At 40.0% G+C, this 25,312-nt stretch carries 22 protein-coding genes and 1 pseudogene; 10 read left to right on the forward strand and 13 right to left on the reverse strand.

The genetic code is table 11. From position 1 onward, the window contains the following. The first annotated feature begins 215 nt into the window (after nt 1-215). From gcvT to gcvP, 3 genes are all read left to right on the forward strand, one after another. Nucleotides 216-1,310: a glycine cleavage system aminomethyltransferase GcvT gene (gene gcvT / locus A9267_RS15845; protein ID WP_065109853.1), complete on the forward strand. Its 1,095-nt coding sequence runs from the start codon at nt 216-218 to the stop codon at nt 1,308-1,310. 123 nt (nt 1,311-1,433) lie between these two features. Next, a complete protein-coding gene (gene gcvH / locus A9267_RS15850) occupies nt 1,434-1,823 on the forward strand; it encodes a glycine cleavage system protein GcvH (RefSeq protein ID WP_055022588.1) in 390 nt (129 codons plus the stop codon). Nucleotides 1,824-2,000: 177 nt separating this feature from the next. Next, entirely contained in the window at nt 2,001-4,904 is a 2,904-nt protein-coding gene (gene gcvP / locus A9267_RS15855) for an aminomethyl-transferring glycine dehydrogenase (protein ID WP_065109854.1), read from the forward strand. Nucleotides 4,905-5,128: 224 nt separating this feature from the next. On the opposite strand, the pseudogene A9267_RS15860 reads toward gcvP, so the two are convergent. From A9267_RS15860 to A9267_RS15875, 4 genes and pseudogenes are all read right to left on the reverse strand, one after another. Beyond that, a pseudogene (locus A9267_RS15860) lies at nt 5,129-5,368 on the reverse strand (IS4 family transposase); the annotation flags it as partial. 378 nt (nt 5,369-5,746) lie between these two features. Next, nucleotides 5,747-6,886 (reverse strand): nuclear transport factor 2 family protein, encoded by a 1,140-nt coding sequence (locus A9267_RS15865; protein ID WP_065109856.1) that lies wholly within the window; start codon nt 6,884-6,886, stop codon nt 5,747-5,749. 89 nt (nt 6,887-6,975) lie between these two features. Next, nucleotides 6,976-7,998, reverse strand: coding sequence for an AraC family transcriptional regulator (locus A9267_RS15870; RefSeq protein WP_065109857.1), 1,023 nt, complete (start codon nt 7,996-7,998; stop codon nt 6,976-6,978). Between the two features lie 113 nt (nt 7,999-8,111). Beyond that, nucleotides 8,112-8,312: a hypothetical protein gene (locus tag A9267_RS15875; RefSeq protein ID WP_065109858.1), complete on the reverse strand. Its 201-nt coding sequence runs from the start codon at nt 8,310-8,312 to the stop codon at nt 8,112-8,114. A 744-nt stretch (nt 8,313-9,056) separates the two neighbouring features. On the opposite strand from A9267_RS15875, the gene A9267_RS15880 reads away from it, so the two are divergent. Beyond that, on the forward strand, nt 9,057-9,368 hold the full coding sequence (locus A9267_RS15880; RefSeq protein ID WP_065109859.1) for a hypothetical protein: 312 nt from the start codon (nt 9,057-9,059) through the stop codon (nt 9,366-9,368). Between the two features lie 292 nt (nt 9,369-9,660). On the opposite strand, the gene A9267_RS15890 is transcribed toward A9267_RS15880, so the two are convergent. The 5 genes from A9267_RS15890 to A9267_RS15905 all read right to left on the reverse strand — a co-directional run bounded on the left by A9267_RS15890 (nt 9,661) and on the right by A9267_RS15905 (nt 13,169). Next, on the reverse strand, nt 9,661-10,026 hold the full coding sequence (locus tag A9267_RS15890; protein WP_065109861.1) for a hypothetical protein: 366 nt from the start codon (nt 10,024-10,026) through the stop codon (nt 9,661-9,663). A 634-nt stretch (nt 10,027-10,660) separates the two neighbouring features. Then, on the reverse strand, nt 10,661-10,834 hold the full coding sequence (locus A9267_RS21830; RefSeq protein ID WP_156669184.1) for a hypothetical protein: 174 nt from the start codon (nt 10,832-10,834) through the stop codon (nt 10,661-10,663). A 112-nt stretch (nt 10,835-10,946) separates the two neighbouring features. After that, a complete protein-coding gene (locus A9267_RS15895; protein WP_065109862.1) occupies nt 10,947-11,639 on the reverse strand; it encodes a transposase in 693 nt (230 codons plus the stop codon). A gap of 142 nt (nt 11,640-11,781) precedes the next feature. Then, nucleotides 11,782-12,303: a hypothetical protein gene (locus A9267_RS15900; RefSeq protein WP_065109863.1), complete on the reverse strand. Its 522-nt coding sequence runs from the start codon at nt 12,301-12,303 to the stop codon at nt 11,782-11,784. 323 nt (nt 12,304-12,626) lie between these two features. Continuing rightward, nucleotides 12,627-13,169: a DUF2726 domain-containing protein gene (locus A9267_RS15905; RefSeq protein WP_065109864.1), complete on the reverse strand. Its 543-nt coding sequence runs from the start codon at nt 13,167-13,169 to the stop codon at nt 12,627-12,629. Between the two features lie 139 nt (nt 13,170-13,308). Between A9267_RS15905 and A9267_RS15910 the strand changes: the two genes are divergently transcribed. The 4 genes from A9267_RS15910 to A9267_RS15925 all read left to right on the forward strand — a co-directional run bounded on the left by A9267_RS15910 (nt 13,309) and on the right by A9267_RS15925 (nt 16,250). Further along, nucleotides 13,309-14,016, forward strand: coding sequence for a hypothetical protein (locus A9267_RS15910; RefSeq protein ID WP_065109865.1), 708 nt, complete (start codon nt 13,309-13,311; stop codon nt 14,014-14,016). A 134-nt stretch (nt 14,017-14,150) separates the two neighbouring features. Beyond that, nucleotides 14,151-15,218: a hypothetical protein gene (locus A9267_RS15915; protein ID WP_065109866.1), complete on the forward strand. Its 1,068-nt coding sequence runs from the start codon at nt 14,151-14,153 to the stop codon at nt 15,216-15,218. 3 nt (nt 15,219-15,221) lie between these two features. After that, the gene (locus tag A9267_RS15920) at nt 15,222-15,560 is read left to right on the forward strand and encodes a hypothetical protein (protein ID WP_065109867.1); all 339 of its coding nucleotides are present in this window, start codon (nt 15,222-15,224) and stop codon (nt 15,558-15,560) included. Nucleotides 15,561-15,671: 111 nt separating this feature from the next. Next, the gene (locus A9267_RS15925) at nt 15,672-16,250 is read left to right on the forward strand and encodes a hypothetical protein (protein ID WP_065109868.1); all 579 of its coding nucleotides are present in this window, start codon (nt 15,672-15,674) and stop codon (nt 16,248-16,250) included. Between the two features lie 480 nt (nt 16,251-16,730). Here A9267_RS15925 and A9267_RS15930 read toward each other — a convergent pair whose 3' ends face one another. Then, nucleotides 16,731-17,879 (reverse strand): lipase family protein, encoded by a 1,149-nt coding sequence (locus tag A9267_RS15930; protein WP_065109869.1) that lies wholly within the window; start codon nt 17,877-17,879, stop codon nt 16,731-16,733. 23 nt (nt 17,880-17,902) lie between these two features. Next, nucleotides 17,903-18,334 (reverse strand): DUF6795 domain-containing protein, encoded by a 432-nt coding sequence (locus A9267_RS15935; RefSeq protein WP_065109870.1) that lies wholly within the window; start codon nt 18,332-18,334, stop codon nt 17,903-17,905. Nucleotides 18,335-18,491: 157 nt separating this feature from the next. On the opposite strand from A9267_RS15935, the gene A9267_RS15940 reads away from it, so the two are divergent. After that, nucleotides 18,492-18,995, forward strand: coding sequence for a hypothetical protein (locus A9267_RS15940; RefSeq protein ID WP_065109871.1), 504 nt, complete (start codon nt 18,492-18,494; stop codon nt 18,993-18,995). Between the two features lie 429 nt (nt 18,996-19,424). Further along, a complete protein-coding gene (locus tag A9267_RS15945) occupies nt 19,425-21,539 on the forward strand; it encodes a TonB-dependent siderophore receptor (protein ID WP_065109872.1) in 2,115 nt (704 codons plus the stop codon). A 765-nt stretch (nt 21,540-22,304) separates the two neighbouring features. Here A9267_RS15945 and A9267_RS15950 read toward each other — a convergent pair. Both A9267_RS15950 and A9267_RS15955 read right to left on the reverse strand, forming a co-directional pair. Further along, complete coding sequence (locus tag A9267_RS15950) at nt 22,305-24,539, reverse strand: ATP-binding protein (RefSeq protein ID WP_065109873.1); 2,235 nt, start codon at nt 24,537-24,539, stop codon at nt 22,305-22,307. Continuing rightward, nucleotides 24,508-25,188, reverse strand: coding sequence for a response regulator (locus A9267_RS15955; RefSeq protein ID WP_065109874.1), 681 nt, complete (start codon nt 25,186-25,188; stop codon nt 24,508-24,510). The genes A9267_RS15950 and A9267_RS15955 overlap by 32 nt, the downstream gene beginning before the upstream one ends. Between the last annotated feature and the right edge of the window lie 124 nt (nt 25,189-25,312).

The raw sequence follows: 25,312 nt of genomic DNA on the forward strand, positions 1-25,312 counted from the left end.
CGGCCTAAAACTTGTTATATATCAGGGGATCGGCCGAAGTGGATGAAATACTTGTAAAAAAACTACACCCTTCGCATTAGTTAAACTAATGTTAATTCCCTCGGATTAGAAAATTTCCTACTATACAAAATTAACCCTATGGGTATAATTTTGGCGCATTTATAAAATGCCTTCATTCGTTTCACCTCCAGAAGGCTCATAAAAAAGAGATAATAATGGCTAATAAAACTGTACTCTTTAACAAGCACTTAGAATCAAATGGCAAGATGGTCGATTTCCACGGTTGGGATATGCCACTTAACTATGGTTCTCAAATTGAAGAACATAACGCAGTGCGCCAAGACGCAGGTATGTTCGATGTATCACACATGACGGTTGTCGATGTGACAGGTACTGAGGCTTGTGCATTCCTACGTAAATTATTAGCAAATGATATTGCTAAGCTTAAAGTGCCTGGCAAAGCCCTATACAGTGGCATGCTTGATGACAACGCAGGTGTTATCGACGACCTTATTACTTATTACCTTAACGATACTCATTACCGCGTGGTGGTTAACTCAGCGACGCGTGTTAAAGACTTAGCGTGGATGGACAAGCAATCAGCAAGCTTTGATGTAACGATTACAGAGCGTCCAGAGCTGGCGATGATTGCCGTTCAAGGCCCAAATGCTAAAGCGAAAGCGGCTGAAGTATTTAGTGCTGAGCAAAACGCTGCTGTTGAAGGCATGAAAATGTTCTTTGGTGTCCAGTCTGAGTCATTATTCATTGCGACTACTGGTTACACCGGTGAAGCAGGTTACGAAATTATTGTACCTGAAGCTGAAGCTGAAGCTTTATGGCAAGCACTATTAGACGCTGGCGTTAAGCCATGTGGACTCGGTGCACGTGACACCCTACGTTTAGAAGCAGGCATGAACCTTTACGGTTTAGATATGGATGAAACCATTAACCCATTAGCCGCCAACATGGGCTGGACAATCGCGTGGGAGCCAGAAGACCGTGACTTTATCGGTCGTGAAGCATTAACTGCGATTAAAGCTGCGGGCCCAGACAAATTAGTCGGCCTAGTGATGGAGCAAAAAGGTGTTCTTCGTCATGGCATGCCAGTGTTTTTCACTGACGCAGACGGTGTTGAACATGAAGGTTCGATCACCAGCGGGACTTTCTCGCCAACTTTAGGCTATTCTATTGCCATGGCACGCGTACCTAAGGGTATTAGCGACACCGCAGAAGTTGAAATGCGCAAAAAACGCGTAGCGGTTAAAGTTATCGCACCAAGTTTTGTACGTAACGGTAAACAAGCATTTTAATATCGTTCAGATCAAATAATTAAGAATTAATCCTTTGAGGATTAAAAACTTAAAATATTATCTATAACAGTAGATAACCGTATTTGAACAATATGCAGAACATGAACTAAAGGAACAACGACAATGAGCAACATTCCAGCTGAACTTAAATATGCTTCATCTCATGAGTGGATCCGTAAAGAAGAAGACGGCACCTTCACAGTGGGTATCACTGAGCATGCACAAGAGCTATTAGGTGACATGGTATTCGTAGAATTACCAGAAGTTGGCGACACAGTAACAGCAGGTGAAGATTGCGCTGTAGCTGAGTCAGTTAAAGCAGCATCAGACATTTACGCGCCTATTTCTGGTGAAGTTGTTGCCGTAAACGAAGCATTAGAAGATTCACCAGAATTAGTAAACAGTGAAGCGTTTGGCGAAGGTTGGTTCTTCCGCGTTAAGCCATCTGACGAAGCTGAAGTGGCTAACTTGTTAGACGCTGACGGTTACCAAGAAGTGATCGACGAAGAATAATCGTCGACGCTAACGAGAAGCTCCCTTGGGAGCTTCTTTTTGTTTTGCCTTTTAACTTTTTTTAAAGGTTTTAGCGATCCTTCCGCTCACCTTTAAAGTATTGCACAACAACATTTTTCCCTAGACCAGTTTAATGCCCTACAGCTTGATTCTGGCAGATTTGGAACACGACTTCTCATGACAAAGCAAACCCTAACTCAATTAGAGCAACACGAATTATTTTTAAGCCGACACATTGGCCCTAACGAAACTCAACAACAAGAAATGTTGAACTACGTTGGCGCTGAGTCGCTTGAAGACTTAACCGCGCAAACTGTGCCTGGGTCAATTCGTTTACCGCAAGAGTTAACCATTGGTGATTCATGTGGCGAAGCGGAAGGCACAGCCTACATCCGCACCATTGCTGATAAAAACAAAGTATTCAAAAGCTACATCGGTATGGGCTACTACGGTACTGAAGTACCAAACGTCATTTTACGTAACGTGTTTGAAAATCCGGGTTGGTACACAGCGTACACCCCTTACCAGCCAGAAATCGCTCAAGGCCGTTTAGAAGCCATTTTAAACTTCCAACAAGTGTCGATGGACCTAACTGGTCTTGACCTTGCTTCAGCGTCACTGCTTGATGAAGCAACCGCAGCCGCTGAAGCAATGGCCATGGCTAAGCGTGTGTCTAAAGCCAAAAAAGCGAATATCTTCTTTGTGGCAGACGATGTGTTCCCACAAACATTAGATGTTGTGCAAACTCGCGCAGAATGTTTTGGTTTTGAAGTGATAGTAGGGCCAGCTGAAGACGCCGCTAACTACGAATTATTTGGCGCATTATTCCAATACACCAACCGCTACGGTGAAATCACCGACAACACAGAACTGTTTGCCAAGCTTGCTGAAAAGAAAGCCATTGTCACCGTTGCTGCCGACATTATGTCACTGGTATTACTTAAGTCGCCAGGCTCAATGGGCGCAGACATCGTATTTGGTAGTGCACAGCGTTTTGGCGTACCAATGGGCTACGGCGGGCCACACGCCGCGTTTTTCGTTGCTCGTGACGCGCACAAGCGTTCAATGCCAGGTCGTATTATTGGTGTGTCTAAAGACACCCGTGGTAACAAAGCACTGCGTATGGCAATGCAAACGCGCGAGCAACATATTCGCCGCGAAAAAGCCAACTCAAACATTTGTACCGCACAAATCTTATTAGCGAATATGGCATCGTTTTACGCCGTATTCCATGGCGCAGTTGGCCTTAAAAATATCGCCAGCCGCATTAACCGTTTAACTGACATTTTAGCGGTAGGCTTAAAGGCTAAAGGTGTTGAGCTAGTTAACAATACTTGGTTTGATACGATTTCTTTAAAAGGGCTAGATGTTGATGCCGTTAATGCCCGTGCGTTAGCTGCTCAAATGAACCTGCGTATTGATGCTGACGGCATTTTAGGTGTTAGCTTAGATGAAACCACGACTCGTGACGATATTGCGCAATTATTTGATGTTATTTTAGGTGAAGGGCATAGCCTTGACGTCACCGCTATTGATAACGATATCATTAATGGCACTGCATTTGGCGAAGGCAAAGGTTCAATCCCTGCTGAGCTTATCCGTCACGACAAAATCTTGTCTCACCCAACATTCAGCAGCTACCAAAGCGAAACTGAAATGATGCGCTACATCAAGCGTCTTGAGAACAAAGATTTAGCCCTTAACCATTCAATGATTTCGTTAGGCTCATGTACGATGAAGCTGAACGCGGCTGTTGAAATGCTACCGGTAAGCTGGCCAGAATTTGCTAACATGCACCCATTCTGCCCACTTGACCAAGCTGAAGGTTACACTCAGCTTATCAACGAATTATCTGACTTCTTAGTCAACATCACAGGTTACGATGCCGTTTGTATCCAGCCTAACTCAGGCGCACAAGGCGAATACGCCGGTCTGCTTGCGATTAAGAAATACCACGAGTCACGTGGTGATGGGCACAGAGACATCTGTTTAATCCCACAATCTGCTCACGGTACCAACCCAGCGTCTGCCCAACTTGCAGGCATGAAAGTGGTTGTGACAGCGTGTGATAAAGACGGCAACGTTGATTTAGAAGACTTACGTGCAAAAGCGGCTGAGCTTGCTGACAGCTTATCGTGCATCATGATCACTTACCCATCGACTCACGGTGTGTATGAAGAATCAATTAGCGAGATCTGTGAAATCGTCCATCAACATGGCGGTCAAGTGTACCTTGATGGCGCCAACATGAACGCACAGGTTGGCTTAACGTCACCAGGCTTTATCGGCGCAGACGTATCGCACCTTAACCTACACAAAACCTTCGCGATTCCACATGGCGGCGGCGGACCAGGTATGGGCCCAATCGGTATCAAAAAGCATTTAGCGCCATTTGTTGCAGGTCACCAAATCGTTAAACCAGGCCGTGAAAGCGACAACAACGGCGCAGTATCTGCAGCGCCATACGGCAGTGCTAGCATCCTACCTATTAGCTGGATGTACATTAAGCTACTTGGCACTAAAGGGGTGAAACAGTCTACGCAAATGGCACTGTTAAACGCTAACTACGTGATGAAAAAGCTATCAGGCCATTACCCAGTGCTATTTACTGGCCGTAACGACCGTGTTGCTCACGAATGTATTATCGACCTGCGCCCACTTAAAGAAGCGTCAGGTGTGACCGAAATGGACATCGCTAAGCGTCTTAATGACTATGGCTTCCATGCGCCAACCATGAGCTTCCCAGTAGCGGGCACCTTAATGATTGAGCCAACAGAATCTGAGTCAAAAGTTGAGCTAGACCGCTTCGTTGAAGCAATGATCTCAATTCGCGGCGAAATCGCTAAAGTCGAAGCAGGCGAGTGGCCAAGTGATAACAACCCACTGCACAATGCACCGCATACCCTCGCTGATATTATGGACAGCGAGTTTGACTCACGCCCATACAGCCGTGAAGTAGCCGTGTTCCCAAGTGCAGCGGTTAAAGCGAATAAGTTCTGGCCAACGGTGAATCGTATTGATGATGTGTACGGAGACCGTAATTTGATGTGTAGTTGCGTACCTCTATCTGACTACGAATAATAATGGCTACTTAACCTCAGCTATGCTGCGTTAGTTGACACTTTTGGCTATTCATTGACACCAGTCAACTCCGTGGCCAAAAGCATCAACTGCCTTGCCTAGCTATCGGCAGTAACGCCATTATGGTGTAGTTGAGGTTAATGGTAGTTTCAAGAATTAAAAAGCGAACCGATTGGTTCGCTTTTTTTTGGCAGAGTTTAAGTTTACTCTGACCCCACTAAATTCCGGGTGTATATAAACGTGATATCACGATGTAAGTGGTCATTACTACATAGCCTATCAACACGTTTAATCTTATGTTTTTCCATGGCTTTACTATCAATATCACGACCAAGGCCAGTGATAGAAAGCGAACCACCATTCATTGAGCTTACGATTGTACAGAACAAACTTTGTCGGCGAGTTTTGTGCATTAACGGAGTGACAAACGATAGGCATTTTGATAAAACTTGTTTCGCATTCATGGCATTTACTCGTGATAATTTTTGTTTGGCGATAAATCTGATCACCAAATGCCATGAATGTTCCAACTTAGTTTAAATATCTTATTGTTTCTGGTTAGTATTTAGTGGGGATTCGTCAGACTCTGACCCCACTTAATCCCATGACCCCACTTAATCGCAAAGTTACCAAATTCACTTAGCCACTACAATCAGTCTACATTAGCTTAAAATTAGGTTTGTACTCGGTTCTGAGAGATGATATCTACACTAGGCGATATCACTTCTTGAACAAGAACTTTGTGCAATTACAGACCATTCTAGCTCTTATAGCCCTTTAAAAGCTTGAAATAACTTCAGCAAAACTCACCTAACATATACATTTTACAACGTACCTAAACGTTACATTTTGTTCATTTCGGCTACCATTGCCAAAGCAACGCCCTTAGACGATTGATAGTTTGTTCCGGTGATTACTCTGCCGTCTATTTGTACATAAGGCTGATTACGTGCACCGTAATAGAACTTGCCACCACGTTGTTTAATCGTGTCTTCAATGTCGAATGGAAATTGCTGATAATAATTGGCATCTGTCTTTTCAAATTCCGTCGGGTAGCCACTTATTTTTCGTCCTGCAACTAAATATTTGCCATTACTAAGCTTTAGATTTACGATACCAGCGGTGCCATGACATACAGAAGATACAATACCGTGATTTTTCTCATATACCTGCATGGTAATAGCTTGAAGAGTTTTGTTTTCTGCTACTTGATACATAGCATTTCCACCTCCGACATAGTGCACCGCTAAATACTGGCTGGCATTAACTTGTTCGGGTGATAACGTGTTTGCTAATAAATACATAAAATCTTGATTATAGAGGTATTGTTTGTGCTTTGAGTCAGAAGTGTTGATATAAGCAAGCGGTAATTTACCACCTTGCGTACTAACTATATCTACTTGATATCCCGAATCTATAAAAACTTCATAAGCTTCAACCAACTCTGAAAAACTTGTACCCGTAGGCAGTGTTGACTTACCGTGTTGATCTGCACTTGAAGCAATAAATAGCACTCGCTTATTCATCGCACTTTCTAGCTGGGCTTGCTCTTGTTGTGTATCTATTTGTGTCGCTGATTTACTGATAATCAGCCAGCCTTTTGCAAATCGTTTAAGTAAAAATTGATCAACATATTTTTTAACAGGTTTTGCGACGGTAATTAATGCGCGAGCAGTCGCTATATCACCATCAAGAGTAACCGATAGAATATAGCCTGAACGAGTAGTTTTGGGAGATTTAAACCAACGTGCAAATTCATTTACTGAAACCTGCCAAAAAGGCTTTTTAGGATGGCTAAGCATCAAGGAAGCTTCTGAATGAAATGCATCTTCAATTAGGCTGGGGTTACCTTTACTAGTGCCATCAATATATTGCTGAACTACCGCTTCAACCTCGAGCTGCTCTTGTGCCTTATCATTCGCAAATACTGAAAATTGTACTGCTAAAAGCAGTAACACTAAGGCTTTATACATTATTTTCATTAAATTAAACTCTCTATGTGTCGATCGAATTAAATTTAACTTAAATGCAGCAAAAACAACAAGCAAAGTTATACTTCAGTAGTCTGAAATTATAAATGCATAGTGCGAAATCGATTTGGTGTTAATCCTGTTTGTTGTTTAAACGCATTGTAAAATGTTGATGAAGCGCCAAAGCCACTTTGTTCAGCAATATCGTCAATACTTGCGTTAGGTTGCTCAAGCAAGAGTTTTTGGGCAAGCCCTACTCTTTGCCTATTGAGGTATTGTTTAAAATTCATTTGATAGTATTCATTTAAAAGCTGTGATAACACAGTGTGTGATGTACTCAAACGCTTAGCTAAACGAGGTAGAGTAAGCTGAGGATCAATGAAAACCTGCTCTTTATCCATAAGTTTTTCAAGCACTAATGAATATTGCCGTATTTGTGATTCGGTAAGTTTGTTATTGGCATACTTGTCTACTTCTTCAGCTTTATGTTGTTTAAACTTAAGCATTACAAGCAATGACAAATAGAGGATCAGAGAGAAGCTTAATGCCCCCATAATGTATGAAGTATATGAAGCAGTAAAATAAGCAACCCAAATTAAAGTACTACCTACTAAAGTGATAAAAGTTTTATCAGCAAAAAGCTTTTTCCATTGACCTTTTAAGTCACGTATTTGAACTCTGTAAAAATAAAAGGCTAACAGCAAACACACTAGCCACAAATAACTGGAACCACGGTATATCCAAAACTGCCATAAATCTACATAAGCGCTATAAGGAAATACAACCCCTAAAATAATAATGGTTGAAGTAAGCGTAATGAAAGTCCATTTAACCGAAAAATGCACTGCGTGAGTTTTAACCTGTTGGGAAATATATGCTATCAAACATGGTCCAATCAGAAAGCAGGCAGTAAGACCAAGCTGTAAAATGTTCTTATCTAGATCTGGTGCAAAATAAAACGCGACTGATTTTCCTATTCGCACACTTAGCAACAACAACAATATGGCAAACCAAGTATCTCCTGTATTTTTATTCCCCCGGATTAGCATCCATGAAGCTAAAATAACCCCATTGAACACACCTAAAGTTGAAAAGAAAAATAATAAATAAGATGTAGCAATCATAAAAACTAGAATCCTTTGCTTAACGTCAACCATTCTAAATCAGTATCTCACTACATTTGAACTACTCTGCGTTTATTCTAATGTAGTGATGAATAATTGGGGTCAGAGTAAACTTAATTTTCCATGTCATTTTTAAGTACTAATAGCATTAAAAATATAATCCCAAGAGGTGGGAATAATCCGCTTAGTGCTCCCCAAACACCTGTAATAACTGGTGTGGTTGTTTTTCTTTTACCCAAAAAGTATGCCAATACGCCAAATAACAGCATGAATGGCAATAACAGGGTGGCAAGTAACTCTCCGTTTATCGACATAAGAAGTTCCTCTAAATAACGTCAATTAAAGTGGGTTTCTACACAGTTCCAGTGTTGCTTGAGCAATCAATATTTCTAATTGTGCCTAAATAAGTAGGGGCAGAATAAACGTTTCACTTTGTGCCTGTGTAGTACAAATGAACTGGCTTTTACAAGCGAATGATTGGCTTCTTCTTCCCTGAAAGGCGTTCTCTTATTGGATTAAGAGCTTGGCCTGCGTTTGTTCTATTGGTGATACATTACGCTACTTTTTCTGTTTAGTGCAATACTCAATCACATAAAAGCATTTAAAAATAATGTGTTAGTTACCATTGCTAGTTCACACGCGCACATGCGGTTTCTTTTTGTTTCTATAAGTCTTCACTGTTGTTTTGCATCGACGCGAGGATGAGTTGATTCCACAACTTATCTTGTAACTGCTGCGAGGTTTTCGCTTTAGGTTGACTGATTTGAGCGACCATAGGCTTGTAGTTGAGGGGGAGGGCTTTAATTTACTCGTTAGAATAATTCCATTTATTGCTATTCACGGTGTCTGTTGCTAATTCCATGCTGAATAAGTGAGTGCGTTTGTTGGTAGGATGTTTGTTTTGCGGGTTGCTTTTGAGGCTTGTTACTAATTAAGTTAACAGATTTGTCGAATTAACGGCTTTCTCGATATTTATTCATGCTCCAGTAAGTTTGGGAATATACAATATAAAACTTTCGTGTTTCGGTATTAGTAAAGTTTCTATTTAAGGGCGAGTAATGAATAATTTTGTATGGAACGACTTTGGTACTTTAGCGAATGTGAGCAAAACCGATTCAATGATATATATCGAAAATACTTCAGGCGACGTTCGTAAAATGAGTATCAGGAGTTATCAAGTTTCGGCTATGTCTGTTTATGAGAAAGCGTTGATGCTTAAAGGTCGCAAAGTCAGAATCCGCACAAGCCAAAACACTGATAACTGGAATACAAATGAGTGGTTTAGTGAAATAGTCCTGATAGACAATGAGCATTCTTCTGATTTTTTGAGTGTTGGTGAAAGTGAACCAAAACCTGATAAGCCGTTTTAAAACCAAATAGCTTTTGTTTTAGGCATAATATTATGAATGACTTAACAAGTTTAAACACTGCAATTAAAGAGCATGTTATTAGTCATGGCTATAACACTGTGCTAAGTGCGCCAGATCTAAGACTTATTAATCCAGAATTGCCTTACAAGAGCTGCTTAGTGATTAGGTGTGAGGGTGGTTACTATATTGAGAAACATAGAACGACAAGTTTAACCAACCGATTTAAAGGCAGGCGTGCAATAAGTGGGGTCAGAGTAAACTTAATTTTTTATCTTTGAAAGGGTGTGTATTGCTAACGTTTTCGAATAGATGGTCGTCTTATGTGCACTATTGTCATTTCGCTGCCAAGCTCCCAAAAACATGCTTCATCGATATGTGGGCAACGATATCTAACTTCGTAACTACTGTAGCCATAATCATGGCAACCAGTACGAACTAAAAATACTCCATCTTTATCACGTCCAATCCTACATACGGTTGTCTTTTTCAATGTGCGAACATACATGCCTAAATAATATTCTGGAAACCCTTGTTCGAAATTGCTGACTATTGCGTTTACTGCTTTTTCGCTAACGCCTTCTTCAATTTCAAGCTCAGTTTCTGAATGTGCTATTGGGCTGAAAAAGAAAAATAAAGTACATAGGGTTCTTAACATCATGTAATCACATAATCCTTTAAGTGAAACGAGAATAAGTGAGTCCACTTATCGCCGTAATAAAAGTTCATAGTTAACCGATTTAGCCTAAGAACACTTCATAATAGCCATAATGAGAGTTCATAGTTAACAGATTTAGCATAACAACTTTTCATAGTTAACTGATTTAGCCTAAGAACACTTCTTAATAGCCATAATGAGAGTTCATAGTTAACCGATTTAGCATAACAACATTTCATAGTTAACTGATTTAACCTAAGTACACTTCATAATAGCCATAATGAGAGTTCATAGTTAACAGGTTTAGCATAACAACATTTCATAGTTAACTGATTTAGCCTAAGAGCACTTCTTAATAGCCATAATGAGAGTTCATAGTTAACCGATTTAGCATAACAACATTTCATAGTTAACTGATTTAACCTAAGTACACTTCATAATAGCCATAATGAGAGTTCATAGTTAACAGGTTTAGCATAACAACATTTCATAGTTAACTGATTTAGCCTAAGAGCACTTCTTAATAGCCATAATGAGAGTTCATAGTTAACCGATTTAGCATAACAACATTTCATAGTTCAATGATTTGTCATAATAAACTTCATAGTTAATGAAGTTTTATCATGGGTCTTAGCAGTTACTTTTGAGAGGATTGTTTTGAAGTGGGTTTTGTTGCTTGATTTTCTGGTAGTTGTTCAGTTTTTGTTTTTTCACAAAGGGTGTCAAACTCATTCATGATTGACTGTTCAAGTAAGCCAGCGTTTTTAAGGCCTGCTACGCTATCATGTACTGCTTTTAATATGTCAGTCATATATTAGCCCTAAAATTAAGTGAAATAAGTGAAATAAGTGAAATAAGTGGAGCAGAATAAACCTTTTCACTTTGTGCTTCAAATGAACTGAATAAGTGGGGTCAGAGTAAACTTAATTTTTTGTCTTAATAGGCCGTCCCATTTTCTTTGGTTTCATGCTGTTTCCTGTGAGTTTTTCTATTTCTTCTTTAAATCTATCATTCCCTATCGCCATACCTTTGTTGGTTGCCTGACGTATATCTTCGATGAGTGTTGTATTGAGATGATGCTTAAACATGTCTCTATATGATGATTGTCTTGTTTCTGCTTGTTGATGAATTGCGAGGTATACATCATGTGGTGTGCAAAGTTGTGAGTCTTTGCCTAGTGCATTTATTTGATAGCTAGACCACTGATATTCAGCGGGGTCATTGACCATGCTAGCTCTAACAGGGTTAAGCTCTATGTAACGATATAGCAATAGTAAGTATTCTTCTGTTTGTACTAAACAAGACTTAAAGCGTCCTTCCCGCAATGTACCTGAGCGTTTGTAAGTGTAATTAAAATATCTTACATATTGCCTACCTAAGGATTGCATCATTTGGCTAATAGCATCAGCTTTTCTTGGGGTGCAGAGTAGGTGTACGTGATTGGTCATGAATACCCAAGCATGAATTTCAACATGACACTTTGTGGCATAGTCTTTTAGCCATCCAGCATAGGCAATGAAGTCTTGTTCTGAGGTAAAACAGGCTTGGCGGTTATTACCACGCTGAATAATATGTTGAGGCACACCAATAGGGCTAATTCTGAGTTTTCTAGGCATCTGCAAGTTCCATTTGCAAGGTCGAGTAAGCTAAAGAGTATAGTTGAGTTATTTAAGTTTACTCTGACCCCACTTATACCACTTATATGTATATGAGTGAGTAGTTACAGAGCCTTAGATATTGCTCTGTCTACAGATTGCATCATTTGACTAAAAAGCACTCCGGCTCTATAGCATCATTTTCATAATCGTCATAAGTGTTTACACTTAGGTAAACTTCTTGACCTTCATCAACTGTAATTATTTTGATGTTGTAACCACTATAGATAGGATAAACAAGCTGTCCATAATCAATAGAATCTTCGGTATAATCCCTTAAATCAATTTCATGTCTAACTGATTGTCCAACTGAAAGTGGGAACCAATTAGAACCATAATAATGTTCTGGTTTTAAGCGTTTTGTTCTTATTGACTCTCCATCATAGTAGCCAATGGATATACCCGCATTATGAGCATCAAATAGCTCACTATCCAAAAATCTAGGGTCAACAAGTAAATCCTGATCTGACGTATTTGTATATTCGAGTATAATTTGGCCATTATCTGTACATAAAGGAAGGATATCTACAGAAATATATTTGTGGTTGTGGTCGAACACGAGAGCTTGTAGTGAACAACTGAAAAGTCCACCAAGAACAATTAATCTCTTAAAATAACTAATCATAGGTATTTACCAACTATTTATACAAAAAAGTACGCAAATAAGTGGGGATCCGTCAGGAGCAGAGTAAATTTTCACTTTGTGCTTGTATGGTTCAAATGAACTGTAATCTACAAGCTAATGATTGGCTTCTTCTTCCCTGAAAGGCGTTCTCTTATTGGATTGAGAGCTTGGCCTGCGTTTGTTTTTTATTGGTTATACATTACGCTATTTGTTTTGTTAAGTGCAATGCTTTAGTCCATAAAGTTGATATAAAATCATTTAAAAATAATATGTTAGTTTTGGCTAAGTCGGTTTGTCTGGTCTTTTATCTGTAGAGGCACTGTTCATTTTTTGCCTGTAGCTAAAGGCGTACTTTGGGTTTCAGGCGTTAAAGACTTTTCTATGACTTGTTTTACTTCTTGCATTGAATATCTTGCTTTGGCTTGAAATCGTATGAGTGGCAGTTGGGCGCTTTTACAAGCATCGTTAATGAGTGCATCACGTTTCTGAGCGCGTTTGCTGTTGTGGCTTTTGTCGTCTAGCTCTATGGCTGCAACAAATTCCATGGTGTCGGGTTTACACAGTAAATAGTCGAAGTGCTTGGCAGAAATTCGGTTGAATGCCGTTTGCCAGTTGCTACGGTTTAAGCCTTTTTCAGGGGTAAGCACATCGGCAACACGTACTTTTGCAAATACACGATATTGAGCTGCACAGGCGGTATCAAGTACACCTAAAAATGAGCGTTCTGCATGGCTGAATAATTTACTTTTTTGGCGATAGCTTAACTGCTGAGGTCGGTTAATAAGGGCGGTGAACAGCTTGATAAACACGATAAATATCAACACTAAAACCAAAACGAAAACTAAAACAAGGTTGGTGATATCCATGATTCATCCTTAAATTGGAAAATGAGTTGCCTTCGATATTAGGCTTTTTTTTCTATTTATTGCAATGGCTTACCAAGTTATATAAGTTTACTTTTACCGTTTTTATTGAGCCGTATATCTCGGACGAGGAAAGTTTTCAATGTCAGTATCGAGCCGAATAACTGAGCTGAAAAACGTTTTAGAAGATTTAGATAGAACCTATGATATTGCGTACCCTTCAAGAGAGTTGATTGCTCCTTATGAAGCGTTGCTAATACAAGTTGAGTCTTTATATTCCAGTACAGCTAATACTGACACAGGGTTAGCTAATGCGGCAGCAGGGCAATCTGAGCGATTAGAGATTATTGAGTTGTACGTACAAAACATCAGCCAGCTTGCTTGCTTGTATCGCCAATTCTATCGCCCACATAATGTGGTTGCGCTTGCTGAACGTTCATTAACTTTGACTCATTCCTTACTGATCGATACTTCAGATAAAGTCAATTTCTTAAATCATTCTTCGAATCAAATAACATTGCCAGATTGCTTTGCGCATCTGTACTTCACATTATTACAGTGTTTCTCAAGCGTGCATGAACTCAATAGTAGGGAATTTGATTTAGAGCCGCTGTGTAAAAAAATGCTTGCGATAAGTGAGTCTGGCTATCAATCTCAGCCACGATTATGGGCGGAAGCCTATGCTTGGAATTTAGCGACTTTAGCAATGAGCATTACAGAGCAGTCACGTAGTAATGAGCAGAGTCATTTCTATCAAAAAAGCTTCATGGTTTTTAATTTTTACGAGCTTCGAATTCCTCACTTTTGGCAACAAGAGTATGCGAACCATTCTGATACCGTATTTCATTAGCTTCCCATATAACTACGGGGTCAATTAACTTTCAATTTGTGTTGTTTGATTTTTGTTCAATATGTTGTGTCGTAAAGGTTTTCGTGTAAAATCTGTTTAGAAATTATGGATAGCTCAATTAGAAAGGAATTCTAATGCCTCAAGAATATGATCTGTGTTTTAGTACACAAAGCCGCGCCTCTTTACCTATCGATGCTAATGATCTTGAACAAGTAAAAGCATTTCGCACAAATAACCCGCATATATTAGGTAACTTTCTACCCGCTGGGACTCCGTTTGTATTGCCGACAGATAAGACGCAAGCAGTTCAGCAATCTCGCCCTGATCTCGCCTGTGCTTTGTCAGAAGTGTATAACTGGCCTTCGCAATCCCAACGTAAAGTTGCTCAAATGAATAACTTTTTTGGTGATGAACAACTCCAAGCAATTGCTGCAGTATATGAAAAAGAGATAAAGCCTTACGTTGCGACAGCAAGGGAGATGACTGAAGGGAATGTTGATTCATTAACGGGTTTAGGCGCGGGCGCGACTGCAATCGCTGCTAAAGAAGGGCGCCTAAGTAGTTTTGGTAAAGCGATATTCAAATATCAAACAGCTTTAATCGATATTCATCATGCTTCTAAAAACAAAGCGAATAAAACGACGTTAATTAAATTAGGCCAAATTGCGAAAGCGGCTCATTTAGACCTCAACGAAAAATTTGCTCGAGAAGTTAAACATTTCAGTGGTGTGGTTAAGGCAAATAAACGTGGCAATATCTGGTCAAGTGCTGAACGAGGAAGCAACATCGCTAGAAGTAGTCGTAATACCTCACGATTAAGACTGACCTCTTTATCGGGTATACGCAGTATTCGTGGTTTAGAAATGGCGTCTGACATAGCAGGTAAAGGGATTATCGCATTAGATGCAGGTATTCGAGCAGATAGTGTTTATAACGATTATAAAGCAGGCAAAGACTGGCAGCGCCGAGCTGTTGTTGAGACGACTGGTTTTGGGCTTGGGACTACAGCTGGTCTTGCGGCTGGTATAAGTGTTGTAAGTGCGGGTGCTGGAATAGCATTAGCAATGGGGCCTGTAGGTTGGGTTATTCTTATCGGCGTGGGTATAGGTGCAAGTTATGGTGCAGGGAAACTTGGTGATGCTTTTGGAAAAGGGTTGTCAGGCTATATTTACGATATTAGTTCATCTGTAGATTGGTTTTGAGGCATGAAAGAATTCGTATTAATCACGGGTGGTGTTGCTACTGTGCTATTTCTGTTTAGCTTTTTAGTTTTTAGCAGAACCTCAATGAAAACGATAGAACGTAAATTGCTCGCAGAAGGGATTGATATTCCGTGGTGGGATGAAAAAGGGTGGGGATTTAGAATTTCCATTTTTGTATCTGTACTCGCTCGTGGTAAACCTTCCAAACACCCTGTGTTAGCTGATGAATTGATTCTACGACATTCGCGAACATATGATCGAGTACTCGCAATAATTGTAGAAATATCCTTTGTTTTATTTATGATTTTTGCAGCAATTTATTACTTTCTTTATGAAAACTAGATTGCTTTCCTGAAATGTTTTATATCCCTGTTAAGGGCAAAAGAATTGTGGATTTTAAGTCCCTTCCTTTGTGTCAGCTAGAGGTATCCCATATTTTATTAATCAATCTCGATGAGCAAAACATTGAAAGAGGATGAAATCAGAATTAGCCCTACGCAAGGCCTATTCTTTATTGCTGTATTACTGTTATTTATCCTTGGTTATTTCTACGGATTGATTCAAGAAATAAGTATGTTAAGCCGCATTGAGGAAGGGGCTGCCTTAGTTAAGGTTAGACCCTCAACACCGGCATTGTTGGTCATGGTACCTGCGTTGATGGTACTCATCGCAGGGATTGTTTTACGCTTATTAAATAAAATGACAGCGAAGCGTCAGAAGGTCGGGCTTGTCATCATTTTTGCTAGTTTCCCATTATTTCTAATGACTTGGTTTATTTTTTTACTACAACTCTCTGACAGACTCGAAACGCATGGTTATAGCGAGTGTGGTTGGTATTCTGGAGCGTCTTTTGGTGCTCCCCAAGTCATGGTGTTAAACGAGCAGTTTTGTATTAAAGAAGGTTACCAAGTTCGTATCGATCTTTTAGATTGGTTTGAGCAACAATATCGAACTGGAACAGAAGTCACAGTTGAAATGGTGTCGAAAAAACAACAGCAATTATTAGATGATTTTCAGCGAAAGTTTAATTGATTATTCCATCAAAGGTCTGGCTAATTATAAAGAGCAAACTGTTCATATTTGTGCCGTAAAAAACAGTTTTTCATAGCCTAAAGGTAAATTTATCTGCTTGTTGTTTGCATTTTCAACAAACGCTCAGCAGGGGGGGGTGTAAGTTCAAGCTCAACTAAATTGAAAAGGCTAGACCCATTCGGGCCTAGCCTTTTAGTCATTGTCTGTTTGTATTTGTATAATTTACAAAGGTAAGTGCTACAAGGTGGTTGGATTATTGATGCTGATTAATACCAATTTCATGGATTACTGTTTTTGCTAAATATGAAAGGTCAATTTCGTATTGCCATTACTCCATTGGCACTCCACTTATAATATCCGCATATCGATAAATTTTCTCGCATTGACAAATGCTGCTGGTTTGGTGTTTGAGGATGTTTTGCGGTGTTAGAACAATAAAGCCAATTCCTGTTTGCAGTTATTGGCTTATTTAATCAAATATTAGCTTAAAGCTTCACGTGCTAGACGGTTGACTGTTTTTATTGTTTGTTCAAATACCCACCTAATAAAGTCAAACGTTAATGTTTTAATTTGGTGGCCTTTATGACCTGCAAATACTAGCATATGTGCGAGCAAGCCATTAAGTTGGCCTGTGAAGGTGGCATTGTGTAAGGTTACATCCGATAACACCATGGCTATTTGATCGTAAAAATTCAAACCATTAGCAATGCCACTTTGTATTCTTGAAGCGATTCCGTTTCCTAACTGGCGTAGTAAGGTTAAAAGCGCCTCGCTGAGTCTATTCATCCAAAATAAATCTCTGCTCACTTGATGGCTCAAGCGTGCATCTAAGGTCACTCTTTTATGACTATTAAAACTCACTTTTCGCTGATATGTGTTCCAATCAGTATTTTCCATGTCTTGCATATAATACTTAACTTTGTGCTTGATTGGATTGACAAAACCTGAGTTGTCGACTCGATATTCATAGCCATTATAGGGCGCATGTACAAAAGGCCAAACTGGCACCATAGGGACGGGATCGCAGCCTTTAGTACAGCGGAATATATTCTCTTGCCCTAATGAATTTGTGTTTTTAAGTGCGAAGTCGGCAAAGCCAACTTTTGGTGCACCAATACTATATAGCTTTACATTGAGAAGTCTTTGCTTAGCCCAATCAGCAATTAACGTTGCTATGGCGCCACCTAAACTGTGGCCAACACAATGTAGTGTTGCATTGGCAGGAACTAAATTAATATATTCGCTTAACTCAGTTTTCATTGATTCAAATACAGAGTTAAAACCTGCATGCACTAAAGCACCGCGCTCAGTAGAACTTGTTGAAGCTCGTGCGTCAGTAGATAAGTCATTTAAGCTTGCAAAATTAGTTCCACGAACGGCGATAACGATATCATTTCTATATTCTTCGCTTTTACCTTGTCCAACTAAGGCAAAACCGGTTTGTTGATTTTTAGCTTTAGCAACAAAACCGCCAGATGTACCCATCACTGGTTTAGTGAATGAATTAAAATTGAAGTGATTTGATAAGTTTTGTGTCAACGCAACTCTAAAAAATCCAGTACTGTTATTAGTAGCTTGATAAGCAACGTTTGATAATTCGGCTACTAACTGTGGTGTTAAAGATCCCATTATATGTCCTTATATAATTTAATTTACCATCTACAAATTGAATGGATTTGGTATGACTTAGTAGCGTCATCTGGTTCGTAAATACGAAAGCTTTCTTCTTCACTCGTTATATCAGCAACTAACGTGTTTAAATAATCTACATATAGTAAGTTTATAATTATGTCATTTTGATTAGAAAACCAAAGTAAATACGTTTCATTTTCAACATTTGTTGTTATGTATAATTGAACGTTATCTTCGTGGAAAATATTACCAGGTAGTTTTGATTTTATTGATTTTTCTGTAAAGCTAAAACGCCCTTTAGCATCAGTTATAGTTTCATCAACATATTCTTCATCACCATAAAGAAGACTTCGTATTACTTTTTGATTTGTGATAGGTATTTTTTGATTTGAAAGCTGCCCATTAATTGTTGGGCTTAATTCGACTGTATATTTCTTCAGCATTCCTAGCATACTTTTGCTCCTTGCAATTTAGCTGGTGATTATATGTACCGAGCTTTATCATGTAAACCCATTTTTAAAATCCACAAGTTGTCAGTTTAATTACTAATAAATAAGGATAATTTTTTATCTAGACTAATACTTTTGGATGTCTAGGAGGGTGAAGGTGATGGGCATTGAAAACATCGATATCAGCGAATCTGTACCTAAGCTTAAATATGTCGCTCCCGTTGTTAGCGCCATTATGGCTTCGGTTTTTTGTTACGGTATTTTGTCGATTCTTCTGAGCTTTGTATTATTTCCTTTCGAAAATATTGAAGAGGTTGGCCCACGCTATATCGCTATTTTTCTGGGAATATGGCCGGTTATTGGCGTTGGAGTGGGATTATCGTTTGGGCGCCTTTGGGCGAGAAAAGTTGTCTGCGGAATCGTTATTGCCACGTTACTAGTGAGCTTAGTGAGTATCGCGGTGGTTATGTCATCAGCAGTAAGTGGGTCTTCTGGCAATAATCAACTGAGTTTTGTTATTGGATGCGGTTTGTGCTCAGTACTTGCGTTATTAATTTGTTTCTCGAAAAGAGTTTCAACCAGCCTACATGTGATGCGCAGACATAGGCGACGTCGTCAAAAAACTGTGGATTACATAAAGAAAAATCTAGAAAGAAACACTTAGTAACTAGATGCTGGTATTCGAGCAGATAGTGTTTATAACGATTATAAAGCAGGTAAAGACTGGCAGCGCCGAGCTGTTGTTGAGACGACTGGTTTTGGATTTGGGACAGCAGCTGGGCTTTATGTTGGTGCGAAAACTGTAGCTCTAGGTGCTGGAATCGCATTAGCTCTAGGGCCTGTTGGTTGGGTTATTCTAATTTAAGTAAGTATTCACTATTGTCCGCGCCTTCAAATACTATCTATTGAACCGCTACTTTTATCGTTATGCATTCTTTTTGAACATAAAAAACTTCAAGCCTTTTTAAAAGGTTTATTGCCCAATATTGCGGTTGCTCTTTTTTGACGATTTGTTGTGAGACTTGGCTTTGACGAAGGTAATGATATGTTGTAACATTGCGTTTTTTTAATCAGCCCTCATCGAGAAAAGCACGTGAAAAAGCATTTTCTATACTCAATACTTATCATTTCTAATGGTGCAATTGCACAAGATAATATAACCCCAACGTCAGAAAACCAAGATGACATTGAGCGTATTGAGGTGAACAGATTATGGCAGCCTTACCGAGGTAATGTGCCATTGATTGAAACGCCGCAAGCCGTAGATAGAATTAATGCAGAAACCTTACAAAACGAGGGCATTACTCGTTTTATGGATGCCTTAGATTACTCCCCTAGTGTGGTAAGACAAAACAATTCTGGCGGTATGTTTGATAGTTTTGCTATCCGTGGTTTCTCTGGTGACGAGAATAACCCAACGGGTTATTTAGTGAATGGCTTTAATTCACGTGGCTACAACGGTAATCGAAACACGGCTAACATCGAAACCATTGAAGTGATGAAAGGGCCTGGGTCAGCGTTATATGGTCAAGGAGAGCCAGGTGGTACTGTCAATATTATTACCAAAAAGCCTCAGTTTGTTGAGCAGGGTTATATTCAAGGTACTTTAGGTAATTACAATACCAAGCAAGTCGAGTTCGACCATACGAAAGGGATAAGCGATGATGTTGCTTACCGTATTAATGGTTTTTATGAAGATTCAGAGACATTCCGTGACCATGTTGATGTTGAAAGCTTAAATTTAAGCCCATCTTTATTGTGGAATATTTCTGATGCGACAAGCCTAAGCTACGAAATGGAAATCTTAGATCAAAGCAAACCATTAGATCGCGGCGTGTATGTGCTAGATAACGACTTTGATTCTGTTGATACATCGGCTTTTTATGGCGACACGCGTGACGGCGCTCATGAAGTGAAAGCCTTAGGTCATCAGTTATTGTTAAACCATCAATTCAATAACCAGTGGCATTTATTAACGGGTTTAGCGTACAGAGATTCATCTTTTAAAGGCCAATCGTCTGATACTGAGCTATCTGACGGTCGACAGCTGATTTATACCAATCCAGACCTGTTATCAAGACAGCGACGAGAGCGAGATTATCAAGCGCAGGATTTTTCAGCTCGCTTTGAAGTTAGCGGCGACGTTACGTTAGGCGGCGTTAAGAATAATCTATTAATCGGGTTAGATTACTATAACTTCCAACTTGATACTGATTACCGAGTGTGGAGAACGGCTTGGGGATCGGGTGATACGACTTATGCCATCGATCCGAATAATCCTGATTACACAATGGATCAACCTGAAACCTCACCAACTACATTGACCTCTGAAGAGCAAAAAGGCTTGGGCTTTTATGCACAAGATTTGATTGAGTTAACTGACAGAGCCAAGTTGTTAGTGGGTTTTCGAGTTGATCAATTTAACCAGCAAATCTTGAATAAACTGGATAACGAATTCCAAGAACAAGATCAAACGGAAGTGTCTTCTCGTTTTGGCTTTGTCTATGAGTTAGATAACAATATCAACCTATATACAAGCTATGCAGAAGGTTTCAGACCCAATCCAGGTTTAGATTCAGACAGAAACCCATTCGAGCCAGAGCAAACCAAATCGTTTGAAGTGGGCCTTAAGTGGCAAGATGTGGCGGACAGGTTTTCAGGTAGCTTAGCGCTGTATGATGCGAGTAAAACCAACATGCTAACCGCAGAGCCAGACACTGGGTTATCAGCAACACTAGGTGAAGTAGAAAGTCAGGGTGTTGAGTTTCAATTAACCACAGCACTCACCGCCGATACCAGCATTGAACTCGCCTATGCTTATACGGATGCCAGAACTGCTAAAGACTTAATTGATAACGATTGGGGCGTGCCTATTCCTAAAGGTTCTCGCTTAATTAATGTTGCAGAGCATGTCGGTCACGTTGCATTAAGACATTACACAGACATCATGGGTAAAGAAGCTTACTTTGGTGCGACGGTAAACTATGTTGGCGATCGTTTGGGTGAGACCACTGATCCAGACTACATTTTGCCTGCATACACATTAGTGAATTTGTCAGCAGCAGTCGATCTAACTAGCCGATTTAGTCTAATGATCGATGTGAACAACTTATTTAATGAGCAGTATTTTGAAAGCTCGTATCATAAGTTGTGGACTATGCCGGGTGAGCCGATTAACTTTACGGCGAGTGTCAAATACCAGTTCTAACTTATTGTATTAATTGCTGCTTAGGCTTGTTATTACATCGTTGAACCTCGACTCTAGTCCTCATTGACACCAGTCAACTCCGGGCTAGAGCCATCAGTTCGCCTTGTACTAACATCGCCAGCGACGCAATTTCAGGTGTATAGCTAGTAAGACTGCATCAGCCGCTACTTTTTGCATAGCTCGAAATAAGGAGTTTGACACCAGTCAACTCCGTGGCAAAAAGCAGCGGCTTTTTTGTCTTACTATCGGCAGTAACGCTACTCGGGCTAATTGGGTAGGCACCACCGATGCAATTATGATTTAACTGCAACTTCCACCTTCACTAAGGTTGTATCAGCCGCTACTTTTTGCATAGCTCGAAATAAGGAGTTTGACACCAGTCAACTCCGTGGCCAAAAGCAGCGGCTTTTTTGTCTTACTTTCGGCAGTAACGCTACTCGGGTTAATTGGGTAGGCACCTCTGGTGCAATTATAATTTAACTGCAACTTCCACCTTCTACCTTCCAACTTCACTAAGGCTGTACCAGTCGCTACTTTTGCATGGTTTGAAATAAGGAGTTTGACAGTAGTCAACTCCGTTTCGTAACGCTGCGGCTTTTATGCTTGTGTTAACAGTGACTTTCGCCATTAGCACTGCTTAGGGTTGGGTTTCCAGCGTTGCAATCAATGTAAAGTTATTAATAAGCGACTGTCGAGCTGCTTTTTCTTGGCTGGAATTTTATAAAGCTTAAGTGGGTTTATTCAGTGATAATCTGAGTAAAATTATTACTGACAAAGTGGAATGCGAATAGTGACGGCGAGGCCGCCTAAATCACTCGCTGAGGCGAAGATAGTGCCTTCGTGAGCTTCGATGATGTTTTGACTGATAGACAAGCCAAGGCCTGAGCCGCCTGTGCGTCTATTGCGAGACTTCTCCACTCGGTAGAGTCGTTCAAATATCTTTTCGAGTTCTTCATCTGGTACGCCGGGGGAGCTGTCTTTTAATACCAGTATTAAACTGTTTGAATTAACCGCTAAACTCAATGAAATTTGACCGGGTGCATCCGTGTATTTAATGCTATTAGTGAGCAAGTTAGATAGCACTTGTTTGATGCGGTCTGTGTCGATATTCACCAGCGCTGTATTGGCGTTAATAGCCAGATGCCACTCAAATCCTTTGGCGCTAGCATAGTGTTCAAATTCTTCGCCCCAGTTCATTAAGATAGGGACAAAGTCGACTTGGCTTGCTTCAAACGATAAACCATTCACATCAGACAAGGCGAGCTCGTATATATCGCTGATCAGGTGGTTTAAATCATCGATTTTAGTACCGAGTTTTTGATAACTTAAGTCAACATCATCAACCAGTTGATATTTAAGCGCATCTACCTGTAATTTGAGTGCGGTTAATGGGGTACGCAGCTCGTGAGAAACATCTGCTAGAATCTGATTTTTTTGATTTAAGGCATCTTGGTAAAGATTGGCTTTTAATATTGCCAATTTACGGCGTTGATAGAAAAAGTAAATCAGAACCGTAAACAAAAAAAGCAACACTAAGGCGATAAATATCACGCCTTGAGAGATAGTTTTATGGACCTCAGCTTCTGCTTCAACCGCTTTATTTTCTTCCTGTAATTTTGCTACCTTGATTTGTTCTTCTAGTAAATCAATATCACGCTTATGCTTTTCTATTTCTCTTATTCTTTGTTCTGAATAAAGTTGTAGTTTGATATTAAAAGCGGCTTCTAAATGCTGGTGGGCATCATCGTATTCGCCTAATTGATGATGGGCTTTACTTAACAGTTCGTTGTCACTCAGTTGGTGTTCTAGCAGGCCCAGTTTGTTTGAGATGATAAGTGATTTTTCAAGATAGTGCTTAGCACTGGGGTAATCTAAGGTATCTATATAGTATTCGCCTAAGTCATGCCAAACTTGGCGAGACTGATGATCAGTTGGTGCCAGTTTTGCTGTGTCGTCCGCTAAAGATAGCTGCTTAAAACGCTGGGTATTATCGTTTAGGCCGTTGTAGATCATGGCCATCTGTAGGTGAGAGCGAGACAACAGCTGATTAGCCGACTCGCGCTTAAATATAGCAATGGCTTTATTAGTGTAATCGATGGATTTTTCATAGTCTTGGGTTTTAAGGTAGATACTGCCGAGTCGATGGTAATCAAAGCCCATATCTTGAATGCTGTTTAGCTGCTTATCGTAATCGAGTGCCTTAAGATAAAAGCGCAGTGACTTACTATAGTCTTGAGCGCTGTAATACAGCTCCCCAAGATTAAAGTAGTTGCTTGCAAGCTCTTCAATATCGCTGGTGCTTTCAAAGTAGCGCATGGCTTTGATTTGATACTCTGCGGCTAACGCTAAATTTCCTTCTGATTCGTAAAGCACGCCTAGTTGGCTGAATATCTGTGCTTCACTGTTGTAGTCTTCGTTTTGCTGAAAAATCTCTAGTGCAATTAAGTAGTATTCTTTCGCTTCTTTAAGCTTCATTTGTAAGCGAAGAAATACGCCAGCGAGTTGATATAAACGCCCTAGTTCGATGGCCTCAGGTAACGCGATAGGCAAGGCCTGATTGACGATGATATCAGTGGCTTTGGCATAGTTGTTTTTACGTCTTTCAACAAAAGCGGCGCTGATCAGTACTTTGATTTTAAGTTCATCGTGATAAGTGGGAAGCGCTGTAACTAACTCATTTAGTAACTGTTCTGATTTGGCTTGTTGGCCGCTTTTACGATAAATGGAGACCAATTTTAATTGAGCGCGCACAAGATCATCGCCCGCCGCGGTTTTGATGATTTCTTTAACTTGCCACTCTGCCTTTTTAGATGATGACGTAATGTCATTTAGTTGAGCTTCGATATCAGAGCTGGAGATAGGCTGACCTTGTGCTTGCACAATACTGATACTGTGAATACAGCCAACAACCAGAAGCACTTTAATGAATAAACCTAAAGTGCTGCTGATGAGTTGGATAGTGCTTGTTTTAGCGAAGACAGAAGCGATAGCCTGCTCCATAGACCGACTCAATAGGGTTTTCAGTAATGCCAGCCTCTTTAAACTTATTGCGAATTTTTTTTACGTGACTGTCGATCGTTCTATCTGTGATATGACGATATTGAGGGTAGGCCAGATCCAATATTTCATCTCGTGAATATATCCTGTCAGGTTTGTTATACAGCAGTGAAAATAAGCTTGCCTCAAGAGTAGATAGCTCGACCTTCTTGTCTTGATAAACCACTTTGCCTTTTTCTGGGTCGACGGTGAGCTTTGAAAAGCTAACCGTTCCCTGACTGCGGGCTAAAAGTGACTTCGAGCGGAGGATAAGCTCCATCGTGTCAAAAGGTTTGCACAGATAGTCATCAGCACCCGTACTAAGGCCAATATTTTTATCAGTTTGATTGACCTTGGCGGTGAGCATGATGATGGGCACATTGCTAAATTGCCTTATTTCTTCGCAGCATGCTATCCCCGTTTTATTGGGTAGCATGATATCTAAGACGATAAGGTCAGGTTGGTATGTTGAAACCGCTTGAATCACATTAGCACCATCATCAATATGAAGCGTTTCTAAGTTATGGTGGTGATAAAATAATGCCAAGCTTTCGGCAATATCAAGATCATCTTCAACAATTAAAATTTTTTGTTTTTCTTGTGTTTCGTTCATGTGGTATACCGCAGCTGGTCGTTCCTTGTTCCAGCATTACCCCTTTAGTTATTACAAAACAGCTAAGTATTGTAAAACGTCCATGGCTATTACAAGTTTGGATTTTATTCTCCCACAGTAAATA

The organism is Shewanella sp. UCD-FRSSP16_17, from assembly GCF_001675935.1.
In the GTDB taxonomy this organism is placed as follows: domain Bacteria; phylum Pseudomonadota; class Gammaproteobacteria; order Enterobacterales; family Shewanellaceae; genus Shewanella; species Shewanella japonica.